The 25,624-nt window shown below is 53.3% G+C and carries 31 protein-coding genes and 1 CRISPR repeat array; of the genes, 21 read left to right on the top strand and 10 right to left on the bottom strand.

Annotated elements, in window-relative coordinates:
- Positions 1-146: 146 nt before the first annotated feature.
- A complete protein-coding gene (locus ACAM29_RS19445; protein WP_369625228.1) occupies positions 147-446 on the top strand; it encodes a hypothetical protein in 300 nt (99 codons plus the stop codon).
- A 107-nt stretch (positions 447-553) separates the two neighbouring features.
- Positions 554-2,158, top strand: coding sequence for a methyl-accepting chemotaxis protein (locus tag ACAM29_RS19440; RefSeq protein ID WP_369625227.1), 1,605 nt, complete (start codon positions 554-556; stop codon positions 2,156-2,158).
- 19 nt (positions 2,159-2,177) lie between these two features.
- Here ACAM29_RS19440 and ACAM29_RS19435 read toward each other — a convergent pair whose 3' ends face one another.
- Positions 2,178-3,176 (bottom strand): methyl-accepting chemotaxis protein, encoded by a 999-nt coding sequence (locus tag ACAM29_RS19435; protein WP_369625226.1) that lies wholly within the window; start codon positions 3,174-3,176, stop codon positions 2,178-2,180.
- A gap of 97 nt (positions 3,177-3,273) precedes the next feature.
- Here ACAM29_RS19435 and ACAM29_RS19430 point away from each other — a divergent pair, with 97 nt between their 5' ends.
- The 15 genes from ACAM29_RS19430 to ACAM29_RS19360 all read left to right on the top strand — a co-directional run bounded on the left by ACAM29_RS19430 (position 3,274) and on the right by ACAM29_RS19360 (position 14,780).
- Positions 3,274-4,335, top strand: a complete 1,062-nt coding sequence (locus ACAM29_RS19430) for a hypothetical protein (RefSeq protein ID WP_369625225.1) — start codon at positions 3,274-3,276, stop codon at positions 4,333-4,335.
- Positions 4,336-4,346: 11 nt separating this feature from the next.
- Positions 4,347-4,910 (top strand): hypothetical protein, encoded by a 564-nt coding sequence (locus tag ACAM29_RS19425; protein ID WP_369625224.1) that lies wholly within the window; start codon positions 4,347-4,349, stop codon positions 4,908-4,910.
- Between the two features lie 89 nt (positions 4,911-4,999).
- Positions 5,000-5,830 carry a hypothetical protein gene (locus ACAM29_RS19420; protein ID WP_369625223.1) on the top strand — a complete coding sequence of 277 codons (831 nt, stop codon included), beginning with the start codon at positions 5,000-5,002 and terminating at the stop codon, positions 5,828-5,830.
- Between the two features lie 11 nt (positions 5,831-5,841).
- The gene (locus ACAM29_RS19415) at positions 5,842-8,058 is read left to right on the top strand and encodes a hypothetical protein (protein ID WP_369625222.1); all 2,217 of its coding nucleotides are present in this window, start codon (positions 5,842-5,844) and stop codon (positions 8,056-8,058) included.
- Between the two features lie 17 nt (positions 8,059-8,075).
- A complete protein-coding gene (locus tag ACAM29_RS19410) occupies positions 8,076-9,041 on the top strand; it encodes a hypothetical protein (RefSeq protein ID WP_369625221.1) in 966 nt (321 codons plus the stop codon).
- 27 nt (positions 9,042-9,068) lie between these two features.
- On the top strand, positions 9,069-10,061 hold the full coding sequence (locus tag ACAM29_RS19405) for a hypothetical protein (RefSeq protein WP_369625220.1): 993 nt from the start codon (positions 9,069-9,071) through the stop codon (positions 10,059-10,061).
- Positions 10,062-10,108: 47 nt separating this feature from the next.
- A complete protein-coding gene (locus ACAM29_RS19400) occupies positions 10,109-10,324 on the top strand; it encodes a hypothetical protein (protein WP_369625219.1) in 216 nt (71 codons plus the stop codon).
- Positions 10,317-10,763 (top strand): hypothetical protein, encoded by a 447-nt coding sequence (locus ACAM29_RS19395; protein ID WP_369625218.1) that lies wholly within the window; start codon positions 10,317-10,319, stop codon positions 10,761-10,763. Before ACAM29_RS19400 ends, ACAM29_RS19395 begins: the two co-directional genes overlap by 8 nt.
- A 14-nt stretch (positions 10,764-10,777) precedes the next feature.
- A complete protein-coding gene (locus ACAM29_RS19390) occupies positions 10,778-11,632 on the top strand; it encodes a hypothetical protein (RefSeq protein WP_369625217.1) in 855 nt (284 codons plus the stop codon).
- A 62-nt stretch (positions 11,633-11,694) separates the two neighbouring features.
- Complete coding sequence (locus ACAM29_RS19385) at positions 11,695-11,901, top strand: carbon storage regulator (RefSeq protein WP_369625216.1); 207 nt, start codon at positions 11,695-11,697, stop codon at positions 11,899-11,901.
- Positions 11,902-11,987: 86 nt separating this feature from the next.
- Positions 11,988-12,533, top strand: a complete 546-nt coding sequence (locus ACAM29_RS19380) for a hypothetical protein (RefSeq protein WP_369625215.1) — start codon at positions 11,988-11,990, stop codon at positions 12,531-12,533.
- A complete protein-coding gene (locus ACAM29_RS19375; protein ID WP_369625214.1) occupies positions 12,520-13,428 on the top strand; it encodes a nucleotidyl transferase AbiEii/AbiGii toxin family protein in 909 nt (302 codons plus the stop codon). The genes ACAM29_RS19380 and ACAM29_RS19375 overlap by 14 nt, the downstream gene beginning before the upstream one ends.
- 2 nt (positions 13,429-13,430) lie before the next feature.
- Positions 13,431-13,808 (top strand): hypothetical protein, encoded by a 378-nt coding sequence (locus ACAM29_RS19370; protein ID WP_369625213.1) that lies wholly within the window; start codon positions 13,431-13,433, stop codon positions 13,806-13,808.
- A gap of 19 nt (positions 13,809-13,827) precedes the next feature.
- On the top strand, positions 13,828-14,103 hold the full coding sequence (locus tag ACAM29_RS19365; protein ID WP_369625212.1) for a hypothetical protein: 276 nt from the start codon (positions 13,828-13,830) through the stop codon (positions 14,101-14,103).
- Between the two features lie 14 nt (positions 14,104-14,117).
- Complete coding sequence (locus ACAM29_RS19360; RefSeq protein WP_369625211.1) at positions 14,118-14,780, top strand: hypothetical protein; 663 nt, start codon at positions 14,118-14,120, stop codon at positions 14,778-14,780.
- Positions 14,781-14,875: 95 nt separating this feature from the next.
- On the opposite strand, the gene ACAM29_RS19355 is transcribed toward ACAM29_RS19360, so the two are convergent.
- Entirely contained in the window at positions 14,876-15,799 is a 924-nt protein-coding gene (locus ACAM29_RS19355) for a 3'-5' exonuclease (protein ID WP_369625210.1), read from the bottom strand.
- Between the two features lie 188 nt (positions 15,800-15,987).
- On the opposite strand from ACAM29_RS19355, the gene ACAM29_RS19350 reads away from it, so the two are divergent.
- Positions 15,988-16,587 (top strand): hypothetical protein, encoded by a 600-nt coding sequence (locus ACAM29_RS19350; RefSeq protein WP_369625209.1) that lies wholly within the window; start codon positions 15,988-15,990, stop codon positions 16,585-16,587.
- 36 nt (positions 16,588-16,623) lie between these two features.
- On the opposite strand, the gene ACAM29_RS19345 is transcribed toward ACAM29_RS19350, so the two are convergent.
- A complete protein-coding gene (locus ACAM29_RS19345; RefSeq protein WP_369625208.1) occupies positions 16,624-17,100 on the bottom strand; it encodes a response regulator in 477 nt (158 codons plus the stop codon).
- A gap of 172 nt (positions 17,101-17,272) precedes the next feature.
- Between ACAM29_RS19345 and ACAM29_RS19340 the strand changes: the two genes are divergently transcribed.
- The 3 genes from ACAM29_RS19340 to ACAM29_RS19330 are packed head-to-tail and all read left to right on the top strand — an operon-like array spanning position 17,273 to position 18,498.
- Positions 17,273-17,791, top strand: coding sequence for a tetratricopeptide repeat protein (locus tag ACAM29_RS19340; RefSeq protein ID WP_369625207.1), 519 nt, complete (start codon positions 17,273-17,275; stop codon positions 17,789-17,791).
- Positions 17,772-18,185, top strand: coding sequence for a hypothetical protein (locus tag ACAM29_RS19335; RefSeq protein WP_369625206.1), 414 nt, complete (start codon positions 17,772-17,774; stop codon positions 18,183-18,185). Before ACAM29_RS19340 ends, ACAM29_RS19335 begins: the two co-directional genes overlap by 20 nt.
- A gap of 52 nt (positions 18,186-18,237) precedes the next feature.
- Positions 18,238-18,498, top strand: coding sequence for a hypothetical protein (locus ACAM29_RS19330; protein ID WP_369625205.1), 261 nt, complete (start codon positions 18,238-18,240; stop codon positions 18,496-18,498).
- A gap of 251 nt (positions 18,499-18,749) precedes the next feature.
- Positions 18,750-19,024: direct repeats of the CRISPR family, unit length 29 nt; unit sequence CCGTCAGCCCCTGCACGCAGGGGAAACAC.
- 171 nt (positions 19,025-19,195) lie between these two features.
- Here ACAM29_RS19330 and ACAM29_RS19325 read toward each other — a convergent pair.
- From ACAM29_RS19325 to ACAM29_RS19295, 7 genes are all read right to left on the bottom strand, one after another.
- Positions 19,196-20,260: a hypothetical protein gene (locus tag ACAM29_RS19325; protein WP_369625204.1), complete on the bottom strand. Its 1,065-nt coding sequence runs from the start codon at positions 20,258-20,260 to the stop codon at positions 19,196-19,198.
- A gap of 19 nt (positions 20,261-20,279) precedes the next feature.
- Complete coding sequence (locus tag ACAM29_RS19320; protein WP_369625203.1) at positions 20,280-21,044, bottom strand: hypothetical protein; 765 nt, start codon at positions 21,042-21,044, stop codon at positions 20,280-20,282.
- Positions 21,038-22,924 (bottom strand): helicase C-terminal domain-containing protein, encoded by a 1,887-nt coding sequence (locus tag ACAM29_RS19315; protein ID WP_369625202.1) that lies wholly within the window; start codon positions 22,922-22,924, stop codon positions 21,038-21,040. Before ACAM29_RS19315 ends, ACAM29_RS19320 begins: the two co-directional genes overlap by 7 nt.
- Before the next feature lie 9 nt (positions 22,925-22,933).
- A complete protein-coding gene (locus ACAM29_RS19310) occupies positions 22,934-23,524 on the bottom strand; it encodes a type I-E CRISPR-associated protein Cas6/Cse3/CasE (protein ID WP_369625201.1) in 591 nt (196 codons plus the stop codon).
- 5 nt (positions 23,525-23,529) lie between these two features.
- Positions 23,530-24,309: a hypothetical protein gene (locus ACAM29_RS19305; RefSeq protein ID WP_369625200.1), complete on the bottom strand. Its 780-nt coding sequence runs from the start codon at positions 24,307-24,309 to the stop codon at positions 23,530-23,532.
- Between the two features lie 435 nt (positions 24,310-24,744).
- Positions 24,745-25,077, bottom strand: coding sequence for a hypothetical protein (locus tag ACAM29_RS19300; RefSeq protein WP_369625199.1), 333 nt, complete (start codon positions 25,075-25,077; stop codon positions 24,745-24,747).
- 12 nt (positions 25,078-25,089) lie between these two features.
- Positions 25,090-25,416, bottom strand: a complete 327-nt coding sequence (locus ACAM29_RS19295) for a hypothetical protein (RefSeq protein ID WP_369625198.1) — start codon at positions 25,414-25,416, stop codon at positions 25,090-25,092.
- Positions 25,417-25,624: the final 208 nt, after the last annotated feature.

Below are 25,624 nucleotides of genomic sequence, written 5' to 3'. Positions count from 1 at the left end.
TGGTGTAAAACCGTTGACGAATCTCTGAGATGTTCGCTGCTATCATGGTGATTGTCAGTTGTATAATATTGGGTTAAATCAATCATACCACAAAGTGGTATTAGCTTTGGCTTCCAATTATTCGCGTTTGGGCAAGGAGTGATGAAGTGTCCTTTGGAGAGCAATTTATCTATTGGGTCGGGTCTATCAATCAGTGGTTGTTCGATCACAGTGATTGGCTAAATGTGCTGGTACCGCTTCTCGGTGTATTACTGATGTTCTACGGGTTGCTGCTTGCCCTGAACGCAATCGAGCCGGTGTTCTCTGAGCGCGGTGATTCGCGCCGCGAAATGCTGCTGATGCTGGGTCTGGGGTGGGTGTGTCTGGGAATTTACCCCATCATTGATAGCGTATTGTTCAGTCTTTCGGGGTTTGGGCCATCCATGGTCGATAAATATATCCCCTGATGGTGATGATATGCATCAAAACTACTGTTCTCGGTAATGCGATGTCACATTTCGGGTGTCATTAAGATGTAAAATGGTTAAATCCAAAATAAGAATTGAGGCCTGTCATGAAACTCAATACCCCTGTGACTCAGAAGGAAGCGCCTGTTGGTCCGGCGGCTAACATTCTCTCAACAACGGACACCAAAGGCGCCATTACCTACATCAACCAGGATTTCGTGGATATCTCAGGATTTACGCCCGAAGAGGTGCTGGGTAAAAACCACAACGTGGTACGACATCCGGATATGCCGCCACAGGCGTTTACCCAGCTTTGGGATGCGGTGCATGGAGGGCATTCCTGGATGGGCATCGTCAAAAACCGTTGCAAGAACGGCGATCACTATTGGGTCGATGCCTACGTGACGCCGATTCTTCAGAACGGGCAGGTCGCCGAATACCAGTCCGTTCGCCGTCAAGCAAGTCCAGAGGCGATCGCACGCGCTGAAAAGTTGTATGCCTGCCTTTTGACCGATCACTCGGCTATGCGCACCAAAACGCCGCGGATGCTGCGTAAAAGTCTCTCAGCTTCCTCGAAGCTTGTTCTTTGCGCCGCTATGCCGGCTGCGGCAGCAGTGGCGGCACATCTGAGTCTTCAGCTGAATCCGCTTGCGTCCGTGGGCGTCTGGCTGGGTGCTGTAGGTGCGGGCCTTTTGGGCTCACTGGTCACGTTGTCACCACTGCTGAAAGCCGTTAAAGCAACGCGCCTGCTCACCGATGATCCTGTTGCCCGTCATGTGTACACCGGTCGCCAGGACGAAGCTGGACAGCTTCAGTTGGCACTGAAGATGTTTCAGGCGGAAAACAGCGGGTTGATTGGTCGCATTGCAAACAGTGCCGAACGCATCAAGTACTGCTCACAATCACTCAGTGATTCCGTTGGCCGTTGCCAAACGGAGATCACCCATCAGTTCGGCGAAACCGATCAGGTGGCAGCCGCAATTAACGAGATGTCTGCCAGCATTACCGAAGTGTCGAATAGTGCTCAGGGTAGCTCTTCTCGCGTTCAAGAGGGTCAGCACACAGTGCATGCAGGTCACGCTGTAGTACGTGAGAATGTGGCCGCCATAGAAGCGCTCGCTGGGGAAATTCAGGATGTGGCCACCGTTGTGAGTAGCGTTAAATCCAGTAGTGAGGCCGTGACGGGAATACTGGATACCATCTCCGGGATTGCTGAGCAGACGAATCTACTAGCCCTCAACGCGGCGATTGAGGCAGCCAGGGCCGGTGAAGCTGGGCGCGGTTTTGCCGTGGTGGCTGATGAAGTACGCCAGTTGGCAACCCGTACCCGAGATGCGACCGAGCAGGTGCACACCCTGATCGGGGATCTGCAGTCGCGCTCTGAGCAGGCGGTAAAGGCGATGCAACAAGGCAAGGAGCGTGCGCAAATCTGCGTTGCACAAGGCGAGGAGGCTGCGACCGCATTGTCAGCGATCGTTAATCTCTTTGACGAGATCAGCCAGATGAACCTGCAGATTGCATCGGCGGTAGATCAGCAGAGCCAGGCAGCGGATGAAATCAACCGCAACATCCTGCTGATCCGCGATGCGTCAGAGGGATCATTGGATTCCATGGAGCATAGCGCCAGCGCAGGTCATTCGTTGCATGGTATGGCATCAGCCTTCAGTCAGTTGGCAGACCAGTTCTGGGCGAAGAAATCTGAAAAATCGTGAGCGCAAGACCGGGGGGGGATTAACCCCTCGTGCACACATGGTGCTGCAGCGCTTCTAGTGCTGAAACTACGCGCTCTGATGCCCGCTCCATCTTATCAAGTTGCTTAATCATCGCGTTGAAGTCTCCGGCAGCGCCTGCCGCCAATGCGTCTCTACCGGCGTCATGAACGTCCTTGTGGGGCTCATCGATTGCTTTGAAGGCGGGGAGGTGCTGATAATGCATTGCGCCGTATCCCTCGAAATACCACTTACCCAATCGGCATTCGCTGTGTGCATTCACCGGAGTCGCGTACTCCTCTCGCTCAATGAGTGAATAGACATTGCTCTTCCAGACCGCATGATCGAGCATCACGGTATCCAAAAAAGAGGCTGTTGCTGTGTCCTGGATCACGGTTTGCATACGCCGTGACTGACCGAGCACTTCACTCACGACGCCCTGTATCTGAGTGGAGGAGGCTGAGATATCACCTGCTCCCGCTTGGCTCTCAGTCACCATGCGGGTGATGTGGCCCGTCTGCGTCATTACATCATCAATCAGTCTTTCGATCGCCGTGCTTGCGTGGTGGGCTTTGCCTGCCAGCTGCCGAACTTCATCAGCCACCACGGCAAAGCCGCGACCGGCTTCACCGGCCCTGGCCGCCTCAATCGCCGCATTCAGCGCCAGCAGGTTGGTTTGGTCGGATATCTCCTGTATGTCGCCGATTAGCTTGCTGATTGCGGTTGTGCTCTTGTCCAGCACGCCGGCGGTCTCGGCGCTCTGATCGGCATGCGTGATCAGGTGGTGTGCACGTCCGTCGAGCGACTCGATCGCGCCGGTTTTCTGACTGAACAGGTCCTGTAACGCATCCAGCGCTGTGCGCTCGTGGGTAAGCCGTTCAGCGTTGGCGGCAAGATTGTTGTGGATCGTGTTGATCATGCCAGCACCGGATAGTTGTGCAGCCATCACTTGAGACATTGCATCACATCGGGCCTGCAATCTTTTGATGAGAGATTCCTTCTCAGAGAGCGCGTCAATCATCTGTTCCCGCTCTTGCTGGTGAGCTGTTGGACGTCAGTTGCCCGTGGTGCTAGTATCTATTTATATGTGGTTTAACTGAATGTGAAAGGTGCCCTCCATGAGCGATCTCACACACCCCGCAACGTCCCCCGCGTTTGAACAGGTTCGATCGCTGGTCGCTTCGCTCCAGCCGTTGGGCTATCTGCAGGATTATGAAAATGACTTGCTGATCCATGATGCCGACATGCTGGACCGCCTGGCCGTGCCCGGGGCACACTTCCTGTATTCGGTGCGCGAAAGCGGCACCGACCTGATGCCGCTTGGCGTGCATGCCATGATTGATATGGCCTCCGAGTCGATCATTGATGATGCTATCCGCAGCGAGGAGTTCGCTTCACGCACCCGTGCACAGGAGGCCCGGCTCTACGAGTTTGCGATGACGGATCCGGTCAATGGTAACCTGCACTACGTGAACCCTGATTTTCTGGTTGAGCGAAATGGTTTCAATTCCATCATGCGCGGGCGTCTGCTTGAAAGTGATGTGGGTGCGTCTTTCCCGATACATTTCCACGGTCAGGATTGGGAACTTACGCGTATCCGCCCACCGAATCCGGTGTCACAGCACCTGCTGACGCACGATCCGTTCAAGCCCATCGAACACCGGATGTTCGAGATTAGCATTGATGAGCATTACCAGGCCCGTATTACGCCGATCAGCGGTAAAGACGCTCACTACAAGCTTAACCTTCCATCAGACTGGGAGGTGCGTCAGGTGAAGACGGGTTCGCCCGACCGCGTGTACGGTGATGATCTGGTTGCCCTGAACAAGGGAGTCGAGGTTGCTCATTTCACTATCACGCCTGGGCCAGATGGCATGGTGATCGAAGGGGTGTTGACGGATGAGACACGGGCAGAGCCTCATCAGGTACCCGCGTTGGTTGAAATGATGATTGCTGAGGCCAACCTGCAGTCACATTCCAATTTCCTGGCGGTGAATGTTGCAGATATGCGCATAGACCAGCAACCCATTGATGAGGTGCTCCATTCCGCGTTACGGGTGATTCACGAGGATCGCGCGTTTCAGGCCCGTTTGCTGGATGAGATTAACCAGTCATTGGCGGATGATCCGCTCGCGCATGTGGAGCCTGCTAATAACCAAACCGCCCGGTTGGGGCTGTAAAGGACGGAAATATGCAGCGTCCGATTTATGTCGATGCGATTCGCTTTCATTTTCTGAACACGATTCTGTTTGATCCAACGCTATCCGGGTGCCAGCCGGCGTCTGATTGCATCAGTGATGATGCCGGTGTTACGCAGTTGGCCGTTAGTATTCCTGTGCCTAAAGGGTATCCGGTGCCGACCGCGCAGTGGGGCGGTCAGCATGTCGATGAAATCATCGATTTTTGGATTGATACCAGCGCACTACCGTTGCTAGGCCAATGTTGCGATTGGTGGGATCAATTACCCCATGGCGAGGCCATTCAAGAGATCGCGGCTGATGCGCAGCGGTATGTTGCCATACGCGCGCAGCTGGTTGCCAGTCCAGATCACGTCCGCGCCAGCGTGAATCCCTACTGCGAGAACGTGACCACGTTTTTCTATGCATCGCCGGTGTGTGATCCCGATATCGAAATGGACAGTGATACGCTGGTGACGGTGCTGAACCGTGAAGCACTGCGCTTGGTAGTTGAGGCGGATCCTCTGGCGAACGCTGCCCAGTCTTCTGCCAGACTAATGAACAAACCACTTGGGTGATGACACCATGAGCGGGACTGATGCGCATGCCCCCCCACGCGCCCAGTGTTAGCATATCCGCCCCTGAATTGAACTGAGAGAGAATCGTTATGCAGCTAATTAATTTGATGTGCCAGGATGCCGAGCAAGACGAAGTGTATCTCGTGCAGTTCGTTTCGGATGTGCGTGATACCGTTGAACAGGATATTCGCTGTGCCGTTGATGATTACATGAGGGCGGATGGCGCTAACCAGGTGCTCGACTGGGAAAATTTCACATGGTATGAAGTGCGCACCCATATTCCTGATGATTATTGGGAATCACAGGGATTTACACCTGTGCATTGCGGCATCTCGGTCACGATCACCGACATTCGTGATGTGGTGGTTGATGAGAATGAAGACCTGGCCGTCGACATTCTTCCCAAGCTTCAGGCGCAGGTCGAAGCAGCGGCCGCCGAAACCGAAGCGAAGGCTATCCGAACTCCTGACGACCTTGTGCAGCGCTTGTTAGCCGCTGGCTACAGCGAAGAGCAGGGGCAAATGGTCGTTGGCTTAATGACCGGTCAAACCGATCCTGAAACCGTCCCGGGTGTCTTGGAGTGGCTCCAACAGTGTTTCAACCCCGAGTGGGTGCGTCGTCTCCACGACACAATGTTGGAGCAGGCGCTGAATCAGGCCCTGGCGATGCACGGTGTTGAGGCCGTACGCAGCGATCGTGTGACACAGAAAGATGATCCGGATATCACGTTCCTTGAGGCAGGGGATACTTACAATCTGACTCTGGTGAAGTATGAGGGCGATTGGTACTGCACATCGTTGGGCGACGTGCTGGAGTCCATTGCCGGTCATCGTGCGATACCGGGCAAAGTGGCCCTGACAGAGCCAGACGTTGATCCGCTGGCGAATGCTGGCGCTGATAGCCAGCCGTCGCTGGGTTGAGGTTCAACGCCATGACGGTTGTCCAATCAATCGATCCGAACCAGCAGATCCCGTTGCATGATGTGGAAGCGGTAAAAGGGAGCGACACAGCTCCGTTAACGCTCGATCAGAAAATTGCGCGGGTGAAGTCGGTCTACCGTGATCTGGTGCTGCAGGGCAAGCGCGCCCTGTGCGCCTTTTCCGGCGGCAAGGACAGCTCTGTCATGGCAAATCTGATGATCGACACGCTGCTTGAAATGAAAAAAGCCGGCGAGTTGGACGGCATATCGGGTGATGGCCCTCGCCTGGTGGTCACGCATTCTGACACCCGCCTTGAAAACCCTGTTGTGAACCAGTTTGCGCGCAGCGAGTGCCGCAAGATGCAGGCGTTTTTCGAGGCGCATGACCTGCCGGCACGGGTGGATATCATTCAGCCGGGGATGTCGAATAACTACCTTGTGGGCCTTATTGGCGGGCGACTGGTCGCCACCCTTCCGGGGATGACGTCAAACTGCTCGATGATGATGAAAGTTCGCCCTATCACCAGTCACAAGCAGGCTATCTTCAAAGCGTATGGAAAGGACGAAGTGTTTACGGCGGTGGCGACGCGCCGCGACGAGTCCTCGGCCCGTAGTGGGAATATGGAAGACCGGGGCGACAGTGAACTGACACCGGTGCTGAACGCGCAGGGACAGTACATCTGGAGCCCGGTGGCGGACTTCACGCTGGATGATGTGTTCATGCACATCGCAGAAGTCCGTAACGGCATTGGCCAGACCTACAGCGATTTTACCGATCTCATTGAGCACTACCGCGACCTCAACGCGGGTGAATGCATGGTGAACGTCTACGCCGCGGGTAAGCCTTCCCAAAGTGGGTGTGGTGGGAGAAGTGGCTGCCATATTTGCCACAAGATTTCTCGAGATCATTCGCTGGAGAATATGGTCAAAGAAGATCGCTTTGCCTGGATGAAGCCCCTCAGTGATTTTCGAAACTACATTGGGTACCACCATTGGAATCCTGATAAACGCCGCTGGCTCGCACGTTCCGTGAATGCGGATGGTACGATTGATCTCAACCCCAGCAGTTACAGCGCGGCGCATACGGAAGATTTGCTGCGTTTTGCACTGACTATTCAGCGCCGGGAGTATGAAGCGGCCTATGACGGTGGGTTTGAACCCCGTTTTACGCTGCTGCGTGAGGCGGATGTGATTGCCATTGAGCTTCTGTGGAGTCGATACGGATTTCACGAGCCGGCCAAGGCGCTGTCGATCTGGGACGAGGTAATGAACCGTGGTCTCAATTTTGTTGTGCCTGAGCTGAACCCTGAAGCGTCACCTTACTCACGGGCGGACATTCGTATATCCGGCGATAAAACGCTTCCGTTTGCAGATGATGAGTTTGACCGTGCGTTCAATGGATTTCGTGATCTGGATGCGGCGACCGCCGGCGTTGAACGCACGGTGGTGAAGAAGAGCGGCAAAGTGTTTGCGCAGGCGGAAGTGGGCGGTGCCTTCGATGTGGACGAAGAAGCGGCTGAGTTGTTTATGGGTATAGAGCTTCACCGCACTCTGGATATGGCCAAAACAGCCAATGCGACGGCTATCTACCACAAGCTGATCCGCATGGGTGTCGTCACGCTCAAATCGGGATCAGAGGCCGAGCAGAATCGGATATTGGCGATCAGTAACCAGATAGAACGGGTGGGTCTTGCGGGACTGGAAACCAATCCCAATGCGTTACGCAGTGCATTGGTGCGCTATCACCGCAAAGCGAATGCCGAGGATGTCAAAGCAGATCCTAAACCGCCCGAAACAATCGGGTATGAGCCGCTTAAGGCCGCAGTTGCAACGAGCATCACCGACTACGCAGGGGAATGTGTTTCCCTGCCGTCAGGAGCGCTATCGAGTGTGGTACCGTCACAGGACTACCGCAACGAGCGCCGGGCGCACGCGACGGTGAAGCGCATGCATGAATGGTTGGTGGATAACGCCATCAGCGAGGCCTGCGAGCGTGGCGAGCATGCTCACGCGCAACAGATGGTTGCGACCTATGACCCGCGCACGCTGTCGCCCGAGGACGTAGCAACGCTGTGGGAATATGCGCTGGATGAAAGCGCGCCGCGCGAACTGAGCGAACCGGATTATTGGCATGAATTGCGCGTGCATGAACCCGAGCGGAATCAACCGAGTGAGGTGGATCTGCTGGCGCCGCAGATGCCGCAAACGTCATTGAGACTGAATGCTTAACGAAGAGGCTCTTATACATGCTGCACATTGATATTCAATCACATGTCACACCGGCGGCTGAGCAGGATGAAGCGCTGTTCACCGGTGCGATTGAAGGGGCTATTCGATGCAACCGCGTTTTGCCATCGTTGAGCGCGATGGACATTCCCTATATGGCCGTTGGATTACATCGTATACGAGTGTTTGGCTCTGAGAGGGAAATCACCTCTCGGGCATTTGTGGAGGCTATTCACTCAGCGCTGGCGGACGATACGCGTCATTACAGTGGATGGATTCAAGACCTCCAGGTCATTGCCGTACCGGACGACTGGATGCGCATCGCTCGCCACAATGCCGAACGTGTACCACTAGAACAACGCACAGTGCAGGCCGTTGCCGATATGGGAGATCTGGCGCTGATCAATCAGTTCGTAATGGCGCACCCCGCTTTGGATAAAGAGATGATGCTGAATGTGGCCCTGGCATCACCGTCATTCGCAGACAAAGAAGTGCAGTTGAGAACCCATATGGCAACCGTGTTTGGTGTTGATCCGATCGGCGCCTTCAATGCGGGCTTACAGGCATTCATCGAGTCTGACAAAACGGCACACCGTCCTGAGTTCGGCATGATGTCGATCCTCCAGTTGAACCGTGATAACACAGCGCTATTTGAGGCTGCGCGTGATTTTTTGAAGGATCAGCGCGGACGTTTGAGTGAGGATCAGCAGTACATGCTGTACGTGATCTATGAGATGGGCGGCGAACGGGTACCGGACCTGCTTGAAGAGGTGCTGTGCCCGGAGCAAGAGACGTATCCCAATCATGCGCTACACCTGCGCGATATCTACACCCGCTGTGCGCATTTGAACGATGAGCAAAAGGATCGCATACGGGAGAGTGTTGCGCGTACGACGCCTGACTTGTTGGATCAGGTGGGCGGACCGTTGTTGGACCCAATGGCGCTAGGCACGGCCAGCGAGCCTAAAGGGCCCTCACAGGCCTAAAAGAAACGCATCAACAGGAGATGCATCATGGAAACCAAACACTTCACGCTTGACGATTATGCTGCCTCAGCACCGGCAGCCATGCAGGACACCATTATTGCGCGAATGGAAGGTGCTCTCCGTGTGCAGATGCATGTTGTACCGGGTAACGGCATCCCGCCATTGCCGGTGGAACGCACGCTTGGCTTGAATGGGCCGCGTACACTGATGGTGTATGGAACGCACGCCGATATGCACTCACCGTTGGTCTCCAGTGCGTGCTACCGGGCCACGGGACAGTCAACGCCTTGGTCTGAAGCCGCCTATGATCGCTTTCAATACCTGGTGGTACCCGATGCATGGATCTCCGAGGCCCGCCAGCGTGCCCAGATCCCACTCAACCAGCGCTCATCGGATGAGGTGGTGGGCATGGGGCGTGTGGACCTGTTGATTGAGTATGCCTGCCAACTGCAGCCGAGTAACCGTGAGGCACTGTTGGTAGAGGCATTGCGCCATCCAATTTTTGATGGGCGGCATGAAGCGATTCGTTTCGAGTTGGCCGTTAAGACCGGTACAGACATTCCGGGCGCACTGGAAGCGCTGGTGTCGTCAGTGCAGGGAGCGGATCGTGGGCCTACGCCGGATGTGGCGATTATGCAGTTGCTGGTGGCCCATCCTAACGATTCCTTTGTGGTCAGGCATGTGCATCAGTTCCTGAAGGATCATGAGGCATCCCTGCCCCCACATATGCAGTATCTGCCGTATGAGGTTTTCAAAGCTGCAGGGGAGCAGCATCCTGAACTGATTGACTGTGTGGTGAACCCGCATCAGGAACAGCATGCCAATCATATGTACCGCTGCCATGAATTGGTCATGGAGTGTGAGTGGCTGTCTGAGGCTCAGGTTGATCATCTTCTTGAAAGCGTGGTGAATGCGGATCCGACCATGGCCGAGGTGTTGGACGAGGTGGGTCTTGGCTCGGGACGTCCGACCGAGCTGGGCACCAGTGGCGGCCGTTCGTCTTCAATGAGCATGGGGTAACGCATATGTTTGATCCGAATTTTCACAGATGGCCGGACGCGCAGCGTATGCAAGGCTGCATACAAGCCTCCTGGGTGCGTACGCTGCAGTCTCAGGCCCGCTTTGCACACATAGGCGTTGATCTGTTGTTTGGTCATGTCGACCCACAGCGTGCATCTGAAGCGCTTCAGCGCGCATCAGATGTGTGGTGGCAAACGTTGCTGTGTCAGGCAGAACTTGTGAAGCAATTATCGAATAGCGACGAGGAGTCATCCCATGAATGAAAAAGAGCTGCGTATTGCGCGTGCGGAGACCATTCTTGAGCAACTGGGTGGTCGCGGCTTCAGAGCCATGTGCGGCGTAAAGCACCCCGTTGCGATCGATGATGGCATCCAATTTCAGATCGGTCGCGGTGCGAAGAACAACATCACCCATGTGGTGGTGCGTCTGGATCCCTCGGATACGTACAACATTGAATTCGGCAAGATGGGCCGACAGAAAAACGAGTACGGCGGGTTTACTCCCGTTTGGCGGGTCGTTGAAACTCGGCAGGGCGTGTACGGCGACCAGCTCCCAGAAGTTTTTTCTGATGTCACAGGGTACGAAACCCGTATGCCCCGCGTGCATGTGGGCCCGCAGTCCGATTCGGCTGAGGCAGGCGGGGGCCATGATCCGCTGTCGCCTGCGCCTTCAACAGCCAAAACAACCCTGTTTCCCGAGTGAGGTGTGATGTGAGTATGTCCGCGCGTGAACAAGCGTTCCTGCAAATTGTAGGCGATGTTGTCCTGTCTGATCTGTCGAATTCACGACTCGATGCGAGCCGCCTATCCCCAGATCAGTTCTCAGACCCCGATGAATTGCGCATCCGGTTGCCCGAATGCGATCTGGGTGAGATGGATGAAGATGAGTTGTGCGAGGCGTTAAGCCACGCGTCTCACAGCATGCTGCAGGCTTTTAATGCCGGTGGTCAGCCAGAGGGCGTCACCGAGGCGCTGGGGCGCTGGCTGCGTGAGGGGGCGGGGTACTCTGAAGACGAAGTGAAATCAGCCTTGTTTGAGGTGAAGCAAACCGTTTCGCGTGCGTGTGAAGACGATATCCCGGTGCGACTGATCCTGCCTCTAAAAACCACCAACGACTACTTTTATGAAGGTGTAGTTGAAGTCATGGATATGGCCAGCATTCGTAATGAGTTTCATCGACTGGCCAAGATCAGCAAGGATTTGGATGTCGATGAAGTAGTCCATGGTTGCGCGGGTGTGGCGTGCTTTACAGTCCTTGGGAGCGGTTTGGATGATGAGACCGCCGATCTAGACCCTGCACAGCTAAGAGTATTCTCAAACGGCGATTTGGCACACCTCAGGTCGGAATTCACGCACGGCCAAGACGTCGTGCGAAGCGAGTCCTTTAGCCTCATACAGCTTTGGACGATGCTCGACTATGCGAAGTCGTCTGGGGTGAGTACGATTTATCTCAAAGACGAAGGCGAGAGCGTGTTCCGTTTTTGTCACGAAACAGTTAAGACGAAGGCCGAACAGAGTGTCGACCCGTTGATGGCTGCGGATGCTCGTGCGGCTGGACCGGAGCTGTCGTAGGTTCTTGTCTTGTGTAACCGCACTATCGATGCAAATGCTCAACACTTAATCGGAGAAATCAGATGTTGATTCTAACGCGTGCAGTGGGTGAAACCGTCCGTTTAGGTCCTGATCTAAAGATGACGGTTCTGGCGGGAAAGGGCAACGAAGTCCGCCTGGCATTTGAGACCGAAGCGGGTGATGTGGTTGAAGTTATTGATGGTGCGGTTACGTTTGTGGGCAATGTTGCGGATGAGCAGACTGCTCGAAATGTGATTGTGGTTGCTTGAAAAACGATCTGCTTAAGGTCGCCCCTATCCCCGCGCCTTTCCCTGCGCTATGATGAAAGGTGTAGAGATAAATGGAGTAGGCTGGCATGAGCAGTGCACTTACAGTATCCAAAGGCATGAAGACACTCAGGCGTTGCGGCAACATCGGTGTATATACCAGCGCCGATTTTGCTTACATGCTCGGTCGTCCCCGAGACAAGGCGCTCCAGAATATCGTGAGTCGCTTGAGTCGCCAGGGCGTCATTGCTCGGATTGCGCGTGATCTGTACTACGATCCTGTGGATCCTCCCACCTGTACGTATCTGTTAGAGCGCATTGCGGCACGTATTCACCGGTGGCATTGCGTGTATACCTCGCTTGAGTATGAGTTGAGCCGCGCTGGCGTCATCTCACAGGTGATGATGCAGTGGATTACTGTGATGACCAGCGGGCGAAGTGGGGTATTCGAAACACCGTTCGGTACCATTGAGTTCACGCATACCGAGCGCGATGTGAACCAGATTGCGGATCAACTGTATTGGGATTCGGCGGCGGGTATCTTTCGGGCCCGACCAGCAAGGGCGCTGGCGGATTTGAGACGGGTCGGACGAAATCTGCATATGATTGAAGAGGCTGAATATGATGCTGCTTGAGCAGATTCGATCCGACATTATTCGCCAGGATGAAAATCTGTTGGGGCTGGATGATGTTGTAGAAAAAGAGATACTCCAGCACGATGTTTTAGCGTTGATGTATGAGCAAGGCTACCTGCAACATCTTGTGTTCATTGGTGGGACAGCATTGCGCTTGTGCTATGGATCCAATCGGCTATCTGAAGATTTGGATTTCGCCGCGTCGTCACAGTTCAGCCCTGACGATCTAGATGGTTTTGCGGAATCACTACAGCACGCCATCGAAGAAAAATATCATGTCAGTGTTAACGTGCGCCAAGCTCAGAATAAACTTTCAGACACAAGCGTGTGGAAAATAACTGTCATCAAAAATGCGTCACGACCGGACATTCCTGCAAAAAAAATGCACATCGATATCACTTCAGTCTGCTCCATAGATAACATTCCAAAACCGATTACCGATCATCATGGGATTTCGAGTCAGATATCAGGCAGGCTGATAAACGTCCTGTCACTAAAAGAAGCGCTGGTTGACAAGATAATAGCTTTTGCATACAGATCAAGAAGAATAAAGCCGAGAGATATCTGGGATATTGCGTGGCTGAAGCAAAAAGGCGTGGATATTAGTTTTAGTCTCTTAAAGAAAAAGCTTTCACTCCGAGAAAAGTCAGTGAGTGGTTTTTGCACCGCATTGAAGCGTCAGGTTCACTCTCTGGAGTCGGAAGAGGCGTTCCTTGATTTCACAAGCGAAATGTCGCGCTTTCTTCCAAAAAACGTGAAAGAAAGGACGCTGGGCAACGATAAGTTTTGGCCTTATGTGAAGCGCACAGTCATTGATGAGGTGGATCAGGTCACCGATGCCTTATCGGACCCGTTGAAGGCTACAAAAAAGAAAAACCATCAGATGAGTATGTAAGTATGCCAATCACACTGATCACGATGTACGAGAAGAATCCCAAAACCGGAAAAGATGAACTGATTGTTTCTCATGGTTTAGACGATTTCATGCGCGTGGTTATTCTCCCAACGGAGCACCCGGCGTCCCTTGGGGCAGTTTTTGATGATGATATTCGGGAGTGGATACTCCCCGAATCCGCAATTGGCTCAAAACCCTTCCCGACGGCATCAGCAGCAACGAGCCCCAGTAGTGATCAGGTGGTACCCTGTAACGGGAATCTCCTTCCTGATTCACCCTCATGCGCTAAAGCGGGGGAGGAGGTTAATGGTTTAGAAGATCCGCTTAGTGAAACTACGAAGTGCCACAAAAAGGATATTCTAGATTGGTCAGGTGTTTAATAACTAGAGGGCCAGTATCATGAGTAATCCTCGTGTGAAGCGTGAACGAGCCAAGACTAAAGATCATCGGCAGTCGCCAGCCTTGGATTTGCCTATTCGTAGTAAGAGCAAAAAGAACAAGCCTGTAGCCGTCTACTATCGGTGGATTAAACCATTATTCGATGACATGGACGATTGGTACTTGCTAGGACGTTATCGTTCAGCCGAAGAGGCTGAAGAGGCTATAAAGAACGAAGAACGTAAATATCCAAAGACGTTTGCATTCGATATCAAAAAAACGCGAAAGAAACGATAGGGAAAAGATAAATTATGCAGCTGATGAATGTAAGCATAAATGTAGCGTTTTCTGTTCTGGATGAATCTGGGCAAAATAGGACCCTTGCAGACAGTTTTTATGCCAGGGTCGACTTAAATCGGTGGCTCAGCGAATCCAATCAGGAGGTCCGCGATTACTGCGAACGTGAAGCGAAACACGGTTGGTTGAAGGACAAAACCTTATTATCGAGTATCCTGACAAACGTGCTCGCGCATACATCGGATGGACGTCATGTAAAACTCATGAAAGACGGGTATCCCGACTGGTCAGCTGCTCAGGGGGTCTCAAATGAGCCTGCGCTGACACAGCAGGATTTGGAGCTGTTGTCCTCCACGCATGAGGATTGCGCGATTCATAATCCGTTCCTGAGCGAATGCGGACGTTTTGCGTGCACACCCGACATTTATGGCTTTACCCAACGAGGTGACGGCGCTTGGTTCAAATTGGATGCTGAGAATGAGCGTGAGCTTGTGTACACCAGTGCAATCGAAGGTAAAGCCGTGACCGCCGAGAATGCATGGGTGACGTGCTACCAGGAGGGGCAGGCCGTTGCATCCGCATCACTGGAGCGTGTGCGCGGCGCGTTTGATATGGTCGCTCAGGGTATCGATCCGTTGGCACCGGGCCCAACGAAAGCTATGGAGTTGGGAGGTTGAGGAAATTGCGCGGCGTAGCACTGCGACGGCCGGTCCCAGTGCGCAACGGCCGTAGGCAGCAATAGAACGTAACCCCCCGCCTTCGGGGCGAGGATTTACGCGGGGTTTTGCTTATACCGCTGGCGAGCGGTCAGGGATGTGTACTCGGCTTTCTCCGCGCTGTAGCCGCTTAAACTGTTAAGCCACTCGCGCAGGTCATCCAATTCAGTTTCACTCACTGATTTCCACCAATGTTTCGGGTGGTTGGTACTTCCATCATCCCAAGTGAAGTCTGTATTTTTTAACGAGTCTTTGATCTCGAACGGTGCTCCAAAGGCACGCACGACACACGTTAATCGGATGCTTGCCGCCAGCGCGTCATCCAGAGCGCTGGGGTTTTCTGCGAGCAACCACAGCACGGCTAAGCAGTCAGTGGTAGCCCTATGGCCGTGATAGAAATAGCCTGTGTTCAGCAGCAGGTATTCGAGCTTATTACTCTCAAATCCCCGGGCTTTCCAGTCGATATCCTTGATGCTGCAAACCCAGCGACAGTGCTCAACACCCTTGAAGCGATTTTCGACAAAGGGCCGGTCGAACCCTGCATGATGAGCTATCACCAGCGGGTCGCCGTCCACGAGCAATGAGTGTACCCGATCATCGTCAAACGAACAGCCTTCCACATCCTCATTAGTGATGCCGGTGATGGCGGTTATATCGGCCGGGATCGGCGCGATTGTGGGTGACTCCAGTCCTGAGTAGATGTCATCGATTGAAGTGACAACGCCATGCGAGGGTGAATACGAGCAGCGCACGATGCCGATTTCGATCATCTCATTAGCGGCAGCATCGAAACCGGTCGTTTCGGTATCCAATATAACCAATGAGACTTCGTCACCTGCAATTTCATTCAAACACACCGGGAGTCCGATACGTGGGTTTTCAATGATTGAACAAAAGGGTACTCGCTCCAGCAAGCGAAAATCCTTCGGTCTTCTTTCTATTTCGTGCATTCGATACAGCGGAAAGGGCACATCGCGCATAGGATATCCTTTTGCAAAAGAGGGGTGTATGGAACCTCATGGAATATTATATATGGTATCATTAAATCATGAGTACGGTACGAGGTGGGGAGTGATCTTGCTAAGAACCTATATCCGATTACCTCAGTCAGTCGTGGTGGAGTCCCCATCTTGTGCTGTGCTCAAATTCAATAACCAGAGGTAACACAATGGACAAAAACTTGCAGGGTGTAGTCGCCACGGCGGGCTCTACTTACGATCCCTTCCATGGCAATAAAGAGGGTGCTCAAGCGCAGGACCGTAAGCCGATCTCCGACAGTATTGCACATGCGAACGCCATTGGTCTTGGTGGTAACAAAGATACTCAGCCACCCCCAAAGCAGGAATCGATGGCGTCTGATGAGCGTGTGCTTGATTCAATTGTTGGAGCTTCCGCTCAGGCCGAAAGTGTAACAGCGCGTGGCATTCCAGAGGTGAAGCCAGAGGTGGTTGCCGCACCTGGTTCCCCGGCATCACAAAAGGCGACTCAGCCCGCGGTGGCCGCAGGTGAGAGTTCACCAGCGAAAGAACAGCGTGTGAGTGATCGCATGCGCCAGATCAAGAAGGACGTCTTCGTTGATGTGTTCGATGTTATTCGTGCCTTTGGGGTGACGTGTCCAGCTCAGATGGCGGTGATATCCGACCTGCTTATGGCTGCTCCAAAAGATCTGGAAGATCGTTACCTGATGCTGCTGGAGTCGCAAGACAACCTGGAACGTGCAATTGAGTTGATGGGTGATGAAATGGGTATTCAGGCTTCGCTGAAGTGACCCGCTATTGACCACGGCAGGCCCTGTTTGTCGTGGTCAATAATCGAAACGGGCGCGTGGGTGAATCGATAGCATGTTACGAACACCGTGTTTCCAGTTGTCGCAGTAAAGCTTGACTTGTTCGTAGAACTTACTCATGTCAGGTGTTTTAACAATATAACCAGATGCGCCGGCCTTCACGCTCTCGATGATGTCATTTTCGTCATCGGATGAGGAAAGGACCACAACAGGTATGTCCTTGAGGTAGTCGATCTCCTTCATGAGGCAGAGGAATCGTCGACCGCTCATCCGTGGCATGTTGAGATCCAGGAAGATGAGATCGGGTCGGGGTTCATCCTCATAGCCTGACTCATTGTTCAGGAATGCCAGAGCTGCGATACCGTTTTGCGCACACTTGATTTCGATGTTGTCTTTTCCGCTGGCTTCAATGATAGCGTCCTCGATGAGTTCGAGATCGATGTCGGAATCGTCAACCAGTAGAAATACGGGCTTTGATATCTGAGTGATGCTCATAAGCGTGTTTTCTCGGGTATGTGTAACACTTGGCACCTGATTAGGGCGTGATTCCCTAACTATTGTGTACATTTGTACCCGAATGTGAAGTGATTTGTTACTGTATATTTAAACATTGCTTTTAAACTCGCTATATTAAACAGTAACTTGGCTTGAGTGAATCGTGCCATACATGAATAGTATTGTTTATCACATGGTTTTGCTGGTGTTATTGTTGGTCAATCTGCGTGCTTTTGGTGCTGAATACACGGCTCAGATTGGTCCGCCGGTGCTTGATCAACTGATGACCCTCAAGCAGCGTTATTGGTTCGATGCCGCTAAAGCCGAACATCTGGGTGAATGGGACGTTATGCTTGATACCACGTCTCGGTGGCATCGCATGCGACCCAACGACATAGAACTCTGGGTCTACCGTGCAAGGGCTTTCACGGGACTTGAGCGTTATCAGGAAGCTGAATCGGCGTACCAGCGTGTGTTGGAGCGTTACCCAAATGAAGATTTTCTTTACTTCGCACTGGCCGAGTTGTCGCTGAGACAGGGGCGTGCGGAGCAGGCGTGTGATCACATTGCTACGGCCTTAAGCATACATCCAGGCTATGCGGACGCATTGGCCTTTCAAGAATTGAACTGCGAAGTCAGTCAGGAACAGGCAGCGGAAAGGGGTTTTGCTTATGAAAATACATCGGATTGATCCACGTATCTACAGCGGTATTCATTGCCCGTTTACAGGTGTGACAATTGACTTTGAAGTGATTGAGTCTGGCGACCAGTTGATACCCGAGGGGTCTATTGTGGTCGGCGTGATTGACTGTCGGGGCGATACCCCTGAGAGCCCTGAAACACGTTCTGACTGGTTTGATACACGATGGCGCGATCTCTTTGAAGAGGCAGTTGAATCGGGCCAAGGGGTTGATTGTGAGGCGCTGATAAAGGCTTTCGACTTTCCCGATGGATTGGCAATCAAACTCGCGTATCCCGAAAGTGCTCCGGTCGAGACCTTCATCGTAGTGCGCTCAAGTGCGTGGAATGAGGGCTATCTGTTGTACGCAGATGCTCAAGAGACACCTGCGCGTCCGTTTGGATGAAACCTGAGTGTGAAAATTTTCACACTCACAATATGAGAACAGAGGAACGTGTATGCATCACGTGAAAGCATTGGTAGGCTGGATTTTGGTTGCGCTAAGCGCGTATATGGTTTTCGATGGTGCGATCGTCTATTCGCAGACATCAGAGGGCGTTCGGGTACTGGAAGTGACACTCCTTGTCACTTTGGTGAATCAGTTGGCTTCTATCAAAATGTGGCTGGGGTTGCTGGCTATTTGGATGGTGTTGCCGGGGCCTCCGGCGATTAAATGCTCCGGTGGGTCGGATGTGAAAGCTGGAGGGGGCCAGCAGTAGCGCAACGAAGAGCATCGAGACAAAAGGGACTGGCCAGCACGATTGATGCTTTCACATAGGGCCGTAGATGAGTCATACAAAAGAAGGAGGGTATTAACACCCTCCTTCTTTTGGTTTCGATTGAGATTATCGAACGACAGCCCCCGTGTTCAGGGGAAGTGAGCATCTTCATCGAGTATGCTATCTATTACATTTCGACAGCCCCCGTAGGGGGAGTGCTCCATGTGCACATTGATTGTAGTCGAGGCAAGCTGGTAGCCCCTGCACGCAGGGGAAACACGCGTTGATGTACTGCTCTTTAACTTGTGCTGCCCGTCAGCCCCTGCACGCAGGGGAAACACCGAGCGCTGGCGGGTCTCACTGATATGTCTTCACCGTCAGCCCCTGCACGCAGGGGAAACACGAGATCAAAGGATTTCAAATACTGGTCATACTCCGTCAGCCCCTGCACGCAGGGGAAACACGTTTAAACGCCTGTGGAATTGAGCTGTGTCGCACCGTCAGCCCCTGCACGCAGGGGAAACACCCTAACACTAACATGTTGTTTTGACTTTTAAATTTCAACGACCCAACATCTACCAAACCAAACCCACCAAAATACATGGGATCGTGTAGTAGGGTCTTACCCGGCAGCCCCTCGCATAGGGCGAGGGGATTATGAGTTACGTGCATAATGCACTTTAAGCTTCAGGGTACTTTACACCGCACGCTTGAAATTAAACTCAGGCAGTGAGTCGTTGAAGGCAGTCACAGCGTCCTTCAGCACCGGGCCCTCAAGAATAAAGCCATCCGGGGTGATAGCCACCGTTCCGACCTCAACCGGCGCACAGGCATCCTCTGGCCAGGTTGTGACGACCCATTCTGCGCTGATGGCACCACAGTTGTGCGCTTTATGGCCGCCAAGCTGAGCGTCACGGGCGAATTCACGCAAGGCCAATAGCAACATGCCCAGCTCTGACTCAGTGGCGCTACGAAGCGCCATGCGGTGGTTCAGCACAGCACCGGCACTGAAGGCCTCAAATGGATCCAAGGGGCGTCGGATACTTTCTACAGGGCCGGATTTGTCCTGTTTGCGCAGCTTGATCTGTTCTTCAAGCACGGCAATGCGGGCGTTGCCAGCCTCTCGCTCGTCTTTTGATGCACCGCGCAGGGTCTTCTTAAGGGAGGCGATCTCTTTCTTGATTTCAGACACATCACCGGCAGCTGCAGTTTGCTCAAGCAAAATTTGCTCCAGGCGATCGGTATCTTCTTGGGTCAGTTCGTCAAGGAGGTTGGTGTCACGCTCAAACATCACGCCGCGCGCACCGCCACCGAACATGCCCCAGCAGGTCTCGTATCCAGCAGGAAGGCCATGGCCTACTGCCAGGTGCGATTCCAGCCCCCAGCGGCCAAATACGGATAGCATGGGGTTGTCAGCTCGCAGAGAAGCGTAAAGGTCTGTTACGCCGGCAGTTTTGTCCAAATCAATCTGCTTGGCGCTGTCGACGCCCTGTGCAAGCATGAAGTGATCATCCAGCCCGAAAGGGAACTCTTCCCCCGAATGTTTTTTAACAGCACGCAGTACCACGCGGTGAGCCGCATTGCGCAGAGCGCCACGTATGGAACTGGCCGGGAAGAAAGGCTTCTCGGTATCCAGTGCCGGTCCGTTGCGCGGCAGGCGGTGGCCGCGTGCGCCCTGAGCGGCTTCCTTGATGGAAACAGTCAGCGGCTCCAGACAGGTAATAGAACCGGCAAATTTATAGGTCTGTTTGTGTGCAGTCATTTCGATTCTCCCGTCAGCCTCACGCTGACATTGCTTCAGTATTGGTGATGATTCGAACGCGCTCTGGCGCGATAACAGGAACTTTCTCGCCCTGGTAGTAGGGCGGGCACAAACGGTTGTGGGTGTTGAGCCCGGTGGCGTCGAGCGCTTGTGCCATGGCTACAGGCAGGCAGCGATTGGCTTGGCCGTCGGGCAAGACCAGGCTGATATCCGAATCCAGCGGAACCAGCTCAATATCGCCAATGGCACCGGCATTGGCGTTGTCCGCGTCATAGCCAATGCCCATCAGGTAGTGTGATAACAGGTCGTGTATCCGTGGACCCTCCCCATGTCCTTCGAAGACCACAAACGGAGCCGCAAAGGCGTCGCGCTCTGTCAGACGGTTCTTGTAGGGGCCGCCTGCGGTTTGAACGGCGGGATAGGGGGACGCGGCCCGTTTGCCGAACGGAGCGTAGAACTCTGATTTAAGTTTGTGACGTGCCATGGAATCGGATCGCACGTATTTTGCCACGCTGACGGTGCGTGACAAATCACGACCATTCTCGTACGCGGCACTGACGCCGAAGCGCATACTGCTGGCGTGGTAAACGCCTTCATTGTGGAGCGTCAGTAGCGTGTCGAGATGCGCCAGCCGCTCTGTGTAGTCAGCATTCGGCAGGTGCGCTTCGAGTACGCTGTACAAAACACCGTCCAGGGACGGTGCAAAGTCGGTCAGTACAACCGGCGATCGCAACTGCATAATCAGTCGGAACGGACGGTGTAGCCTGTCAGAGGCGCTTACCATAAGGTGATCTCCTCGAGCGCTGCGGCGCCCTGTAGTACCGTTGCATGTTTGTAGTCCGGGATGAAGCGTTTTGGGATCGCCGCCCGTAATGCGCTGTGTGAAACCCCGATCTGGTCGTAGAGCGGGAAGCGACGATCCAGCAGATGGAAGGTCACCGCATCATCAGGGTGGCGAATGCCGCGGCCGAGCGATTGCTTGGTAATTCGAATTGCGGCATTAAGGTTGAGCATGTAACGCGTGGACTTTACGAAGCTCTCAGGGTTGCTGATGCTTGGGTGTGTTGCGCGGATGTAGCTGGCCAGTTCCCGCTCATACAGCTCATCTCGCGGCTGGAACGGGATGCGGGTCAGTACCACATGTTGCAGGTACTGCCCCCCATCAATTCCTCGCATATCCAAGCCAACTTTACCCGCTGCCGTGATCAGCACGCGCTCGTGACTCGCATGGTGTCGGTTTACCACAGCTGTTAAACGTTCGCCGAACAGATGCAATGTCCCTTCACCCAATGCTGCATGCAGCAAGCGGGACTCCTGATGGCTGCCGGTCAGAACCAATACGGGGCCCAGAAGGTGTTTGATATGTTCAGCTGCCGCGGCGATCCATCGCGGGTTGATATCGATCTCATCACCGTACAGAAAGGGGGCGGGGTAATCGGGCCCTGCGAGGGTAATCATCATCTTGCCGAAATGTGTCGGCGAGAACTGGGCGAGAATACCGGTATGGCCCGGGCTGATGCCGAGGTCTCTACGGATCCACTGAGTGCCCTTGTCGATATCATCGAACGTTGATAAGGTGCCGGAGGTCAGCATGCTGGAAGCGTAATGATCCGTGACATAGCGTTCGAATACACGCGGTAGAAACGGGTTGATGAACACGACAGCCGGTTCATGGCGTATGGGTGAAACACCGACGCCCATGCGGTTTAATGTCATGCCCAGCATGTGCTCAATGTTGGCTTTTAGGTGTTGGGCCTCGTCCTCGACATACCCCCGCAGCGCATTGATCAGACCACGTAAATGATCGCGCACCGATGACTGAATGGATTCGGAAGTGATGAAGGTTCGGCCTTGCGCCATCGGTCGAATAGCCTCAATGATGGCATCCACTTTGGCGATCAACGGGGGCTTGGCGAATGAGCGAAGATCATGGCGAAGTTCAAGCAAATTGAGCCGCGTCTGCTGTCGCTCGATCAGCATGCTATGCAGCAGGTCAGCCTCATCGACGATAAGGTACGTTTCCTTCGCCGCGTGCTGGCCGTTGAATAACATACCACCGCCGAGTAACAGGTCATTCACCAACATGGCGTGACTGCAGACAAGAATATCGGCTTCCAGTGCTTCACGCTTGCTAGCGTCGTATGATTCGTCACGGGCGTAGCTGGTTTGGCAAATGCGATCGGCTGTAAGTCCTGGCGGGAGGTCGCCGTACTCATGCACGAACAGATCAATGGCGTCATCCCAGCCCCTCAGTGCTTCAATACGCGCGTGATGTTCGGCCACTTGCTTTTCACTGAGCTCGCTCAGTGCAAACTCAAGGCGAGCAGACGAGATGAAGTTTTGTCGGCCCAATAGCAAGGCATGGCTGGCGTAACTGCCTGTGTGGCGACCGACGATATCGATCGCCAATGGCAGATCTTTCTGGTCCAGTTGGCGCAGCAGAGCTATGGTGTTGGAACAGATGATCACACGAGCACCCGGTCGCTCGGCTAATTTCATGGCGGCAGGCACGCAATACCCCAGTGATTTGCCTACACCGGTGTCTGCCTGCAGCAGAGCAATTCGACCGCGGTCATTCAGGGCCTCTGTCACGGTATCGGCATAGTCCGATTGCACCTGACGTGCACTGAGGCCGCGCGAATGGATCATCTTCGTAAATCGCATGATCGGGCCTCACTCCTTCTCTACGTTGAGCATCAAGCCAAAACCGAAGACGGTCTTGCGGCCGATACCATAGACAAACGCATCCATGGCAGCATCGGGGTCGACGACCTGAGCCTCGACCTCTGTATGAGCACCTGCCAGGAAAAATGGGCTATTCTTGGGTTTATTGCAGGAGAGTCGGTCCACGCCTTTGATGTTGATCGATCGTGCTTCAAATCCGGCTTTCAAAAGCCGGGGAACGATGACTTTGCCCGGCAGCTCTGCTTCATCGAGCAGAATTGAACGGCCATCCCGTTTGGAGGTGACACATGGGAAGTACTGGAACCGGAGAACATCTCCTGCATTGAACTGAATTTCTCGCGTACGCTCGTCTGTCAGGCCTATCGGTTGGCGTGAGCGCAACATGATGATGCTGCTTTGATAATCACGGGCTACGGCGCGGTAGGCGTACTGAGGGACGGCGTCCGCTTCGTGGCGCAAAGCCGAGGCGGACGCCTCGCCCAAATAGGTGCTGCGCACCAATGAATCGACTCCCTGATGCAGGGTATAGAGATTGCCTGGTGCAATCGGCAGCAGCAGTGTTGTCTGGTAATAATGCATGGTGTTCAGCCTCGCATATTGCGTACAAGTGACAACAGCGACAGGCGCTGATGTGGGTCGATGGGCAGGGTGCGCACCGCGTGAACCAGTGAAGGGTGCTCTGCCCAGACAGAGTTCGCTTTGCGTGGCGTAATAGTGCCCAGTGCCACGCCGCGCACTGTGGTGAAAAAGAGTTCCACTTCAGACTTGGGTAGTTCCGATAGCGCTTCGAATACATCAAGCGAAGCGGATGCATCTATGCGCTCAACCGTTTTGTCGGTCGCACACAACATTTCTTTGGGCGATTCGCTAACGCGCAGGTTGGCAATCAAACCACTCGTGGTTTTGCCAAAATCCGCGATATACACCAAGGGGAACTTCAGGTTCCTAACGACCCAAGGGATGCGGCTGGACTTGGGTAGTACATGTGTTTCTATCATGTCCAGGAAAGAGGCTGGCAGCTTATCGTAGACGCCTTGGGGTGCAAGCAGAACCGCACGATTACTGTGGACCTCAAATGCCGCCGATACGCCCGGCCACATGCCGAATTTATTGGGTACCTTGTTGCCCTTGCCACGAATGGACTCTATACCCGTGATGTCGACATCACCCACCGAGAAGCTGTGGCATGCAGGACAACATGTGATGGGCTGCTTATAGCCATCTTTACCTGGGAATCCCATATGCCCAAATTCGCGCGCAAGACGACCGCAATAGGAACACGGCTCATCAACATGATCAGGCAACGGCATGGCTGGTGACACAATTTTGGTCATTCGCTGATAGACCAGCTCGACTGGGTGCATGGTGTTCACCTCTCTAAATAATGTAAGACTATACTATTTCGCAGAACACAAAGCGTCAAATATTTTGTATACTCATTTATGATTATTTTCTGCAGTGATGCGAGGTATAACCTGGAAGGGAAAACGATAAATACAACGGGCGAGGTTGTGGATCTGCTTTTCAAGTCTGATGCGCACGAAACCAAAAGCAGCTAAGATCACATTTTTCGAACGCTAGGAATGTGGGTGATGCCGATGCAAGGCAAGCATGGCGAGAATCACAGTGCGGATAAAGTGATGCTAAATGCGAAACAATGCTTGTTCGAAAATCGAGACACCCTCCACCGGCGAGCGGAGTTCACAATGTCTTTGGTCATAGTCGATGACGTCGGGCCTCTAGCGGGGCCGTCCTCGACTTCTGAAAAGGACGCCCCTCAAACGTGATTGCCTGAGGCCTTAATCCTCCAGTTCTTCTTCTGCTTGTTCTCGCGCATACTCGAGCGCATCTTCATACGATTCGGTAAAGCTTCGGTGCAACTCTTTGGGTATGTGTGGCAGCAGTAGCTCGGGGTGATGGAAGTTGTACTCTACGGCCAGTGATGCACAGGCATGCCCGAACATATCCGGAGCGGCTTGCCGGTTACAATCACTCTCGGCTTCGCTGATGATGTACCCAGTGGTGAAGCCATCGGGTTTCATGGAGAAGAAAAAACCATCCCTTGCACTATTGTTTTCCTTGTCATATTTAGCTTGAGTATAGCCGTCATCGAATTGCTGAGGATTTGACATGTTATTGCCTGCTTAAGATTTGGTTAAGAAGGTTTGGTTAATTAAAATTTCATCATTCAAGTTATGGCGCTGAGCAAAGTAACCTGCATCAAAGCAGACGGCCGCATCGTGCCCGCTAAAAATTTCGTAACCAAAATTGAGGCAAACTTTTGGATTGCTCTTCAGGAATAACTTAATTCCTTCATCTTCATTGAAAAATTTCACGCGGGACCCTTTTCCAAGTTCGAAGGGGCACCCAAGCCACGCTTTTCTAACGTTTCTTGAACTCAGCGAACAACTGTTTGCCACAAGGGGTGTTTTGAGTAAGGGGTCTGCAAAAATCGCAAGGTGTATATTCATTGTATGATCCAAGTTGGTTGGACAGGTCCGATTGCTTCTTCATTTTTCGAATTATATCATATCATTGCAATTGCCAGTTCTGAGGTCCTGACAGATATAAAGTATCCTCTTCAATGCGCACATGGAAAGCATTCAAAATGTTCGCTTGAACAGCATCAATGCTCTCACCTCCAAAGAAAAGGCCGGTGCCGTGTTTATTTAAGTTCCT

It is taken from the genome of Marinobacterium sp. BA1 (genome assembly GCF_041155135.1).
Taxonomy (GTDB): domain Bacteria; phylum Pseudomonadota; class Gammaproteobacteria; order Pseudomonadales; family Balneatricaceae; genus Marinobacterium; species Marinobacterium iners.
This window is presented reverse-complemented; position numbering and strand designations above follow the sequence as displayed.

What these genes read in the sequence shown, in the direction of transcription:
- ACAM29_RS19440 (WP_369625227.1), top strand. Translation starts at nt 554, where the DNA reads ATGAAACTCAATACCCCTGTGACTCAGAAGGAAGCGCCTGTTGGTCCG.
- ACAM29_RS19435 (WP_369625226.1), bottom strand. Translation starts at nt 3,176, where the DNA reads ATGATTGACGCGCTCTCTGAGAAGGAATCTCTCATCAAAAGATTGCAG.
- ACAM29_RS19430 (WP_369625225.1), top strand. Translation starts at nt 3,274, where the DNA reads ATGAGCGATCTCACACACCCCGCAACGTCCCCCGCGTTTGAACAGGTT.
- ACAM29_RS19425 (WP_369625224.1), top strand. Translation starts at nt 4,347, where the DNA reads ATGCAGCGTCCGATTTATGTCGATGCGATTCGCTTTCATTTTCTGAAC.
- ACAM29_RS19420 (WP_369625223.1), top strand. Translation starts at nt 5,000, where the DNA reads ATGCAGCTAATTAATTTGATGTGCCAGGATGCCGAGCAAGACGAAGTG.
- ACAM29_RS19415 (WP_369625222.1), top strand. Translation starts at nt 5,842, where the DNA reads ATGACGGTTGTCCAATCAATCGATCCGAACCAGCAGATCCCGTTGCAT.
- ACAM29_RS19410 (WP_369625221.1), top strand. Translation starts at nt 8,076, where the DNA reads ATGCTGCACATTGATATTCAATCACATGTCACACCGGCGGCTGAGCAG.
- ACAM29_RS19405 (WP_369625220.1), top strand. Translation starts at nt 9,069, where the DNA reads ATGGAAACCAAACACTTCACGCTTGACGATTATGCTGCCTCAGCACCG.
- ACAM29_RS19400 (WP_369625219.1), top strand. Translation starts at nt 10,109, where the DNA reads ATGCAAGGCTGCATACAAGCCTCCTGGGTGCGTACGCTGCAGTCTCAG.
- ACAM29_RS19395 (WP_369625218.1), top strand. Translation starts at nt 10,317, where the DNA reads ATGAATGAAAAAGAGCTGCGTATTGCGCGTGCGGAGACCATTCTTGAG.
- ACAM29_RS19390 (WP_369625217.1), top strand. Translation starts at nt 10,778, where the DNA reads ATGTCCGCGCGTGAACAAGCGTTCCTGCAAATTGTAGGCGATGTTGTC.
- ACAM29_RS19385 (WP_369625216.1), top strand. Translation starts at nt 11,695, where the DNA reads ATGTTGATTCTAACGCGTGCAGTGGGTGAAACCGTCCGTTTAGGTCCT.
- ACAM29_RS19380 (WP_369625215.1), top strand. Translation starts at nt 11,988, where the DNA reads ATGAGCAGTGCACTTACAGTATCCAAAGGCATGAAGACACTCAGGCGT.
- ACAM29_RS19375 (WP_369625214.1), top strand. Translation starts at nt 12,520, where the DNA reads ATGATGCTGCTTGAGCAGATTCGATCCGACATTATTCGCCAGGATGAA.
- ACAM29_RS19370 (WP_369625213.1), top strand. Translation starts at nt 13,431, where the DNA reads ATGCCAATCACACTGATCACGATGTACGAGAAGAATCCCAAAACCGGA.
- ACAM29_RS19365 (WP_369625212.1), top strand. Translation starts at nt 13,828, where the DNA reads ATGAGTAATCCTCGTGTGAAGCGTGAACGAGCCAAGACTAAAGATCAT.
- ACAM29_RS19360 (WP_369625211.1), top strand. Translation starts at nt 14,118, where the DNA reads ATGCAGCTGATGAATGTAAGCATAAATGTAGCGTTTTCTGTTCTGGAT.
- ACAM29_RS19355 (WP_369625210.1), bottom strand. Translation starts at nt 15,799, where the DNA reads ATGCGCGATGTGCCCTTTCCGCTGTATCGAATGCACGAAATAGAAAGA.
- ACAM29_RS19350 (WP_369625209.1), top strand. Translation starts at nt 15,988, where the DNA reads ATGGACAAAAACTTGCAGGGTGTAGTCGCCACGGCGGGCTCTACTTAC.
- ACAM29_RS19345 (WP_369625208.1), bottom strand. Translation starts at nt 17,100, where the DNA reads ATGAGCATCACTCAGATATCAAAGCCCGTATTTCTACTGGTTGACGAT.
- ACAM29_RS19340 (WP_369625207.1), top strand. Translation starts at nt 17,273, where the DNA reads ATGAATAGTATTGTTTATCACATGGTTTTGCTGGTGTTATTGTTGGTC.
- ACAM29_RS19335 (WP_369625206.1), top strand. Translation starts at nt 17,772, where the DNA reads ATGAAAATACATCGGATTGATCCACGTATCTACAGCGGTATTCATTGC.
- ACAM29_RS19330 (WP_369625205.1), top strand. Translation starts at nt 18,238, where the DNA reads ATGCATCACGTGAAAGCATTGGTAGGCTGGATTTTGGTTGCGCTAAGC.
- ACAM29_RS19325 (WP_369625204.1), bottom strand. Translation starts at nt 20,260, where the DNA reads ATGACTGCACACAAACAGACCTATAAATTTGCCGGTTCTATTACCTGT.
- ACAM29_RS19320 (WP_369625203.1), bottom strand. Translation starts at nt 21,044, where the DNA reads ATGGTAAGCGCCTCTGACAGGCTACACCGTCCGTTCCGACTGATTATG.
- ACAM29_RS19315 (WP_369625202.1), bottom strand. Translation starts at nt 22,924, where the DNA reads ATGCGATTTACGAAGATGATCCATTCGCGCGGCCTCAGTGCACGTCAG.
- ACAM29_RS19310 (WP_369625201.1), bottom strand. Translation starts at nt 23,524, where the DNA reads ATGCATTATTACCAGACAACACTGCTGCTGCCGATTGCACCAGGCAAT.
- ACAM29_RS19305 (WP_369625200.1), bottom strand. Translation starts at nt 24,309, where the DNA reads ATGCACCCAGTCGAGCTGGTCTATCAGCGAATGACCAAAATTGTGTCA.
- ACAM29_RS19300 (WP_369625199.1), bottom strand. Translation starts at nt 25,077, where the DNA reads ATGTCAAATCCTCAGCAATTCGATGACGGCTATACTCAAGCTAAATAT.
- ACAM29_RS19295 (WP_369625198.1), bottom strand. Translation starts at nt 25,416, where the DNA reads ATGAATATACACCTTGCGATTTTTGCAGACCCCTTACTCAAAACACCC.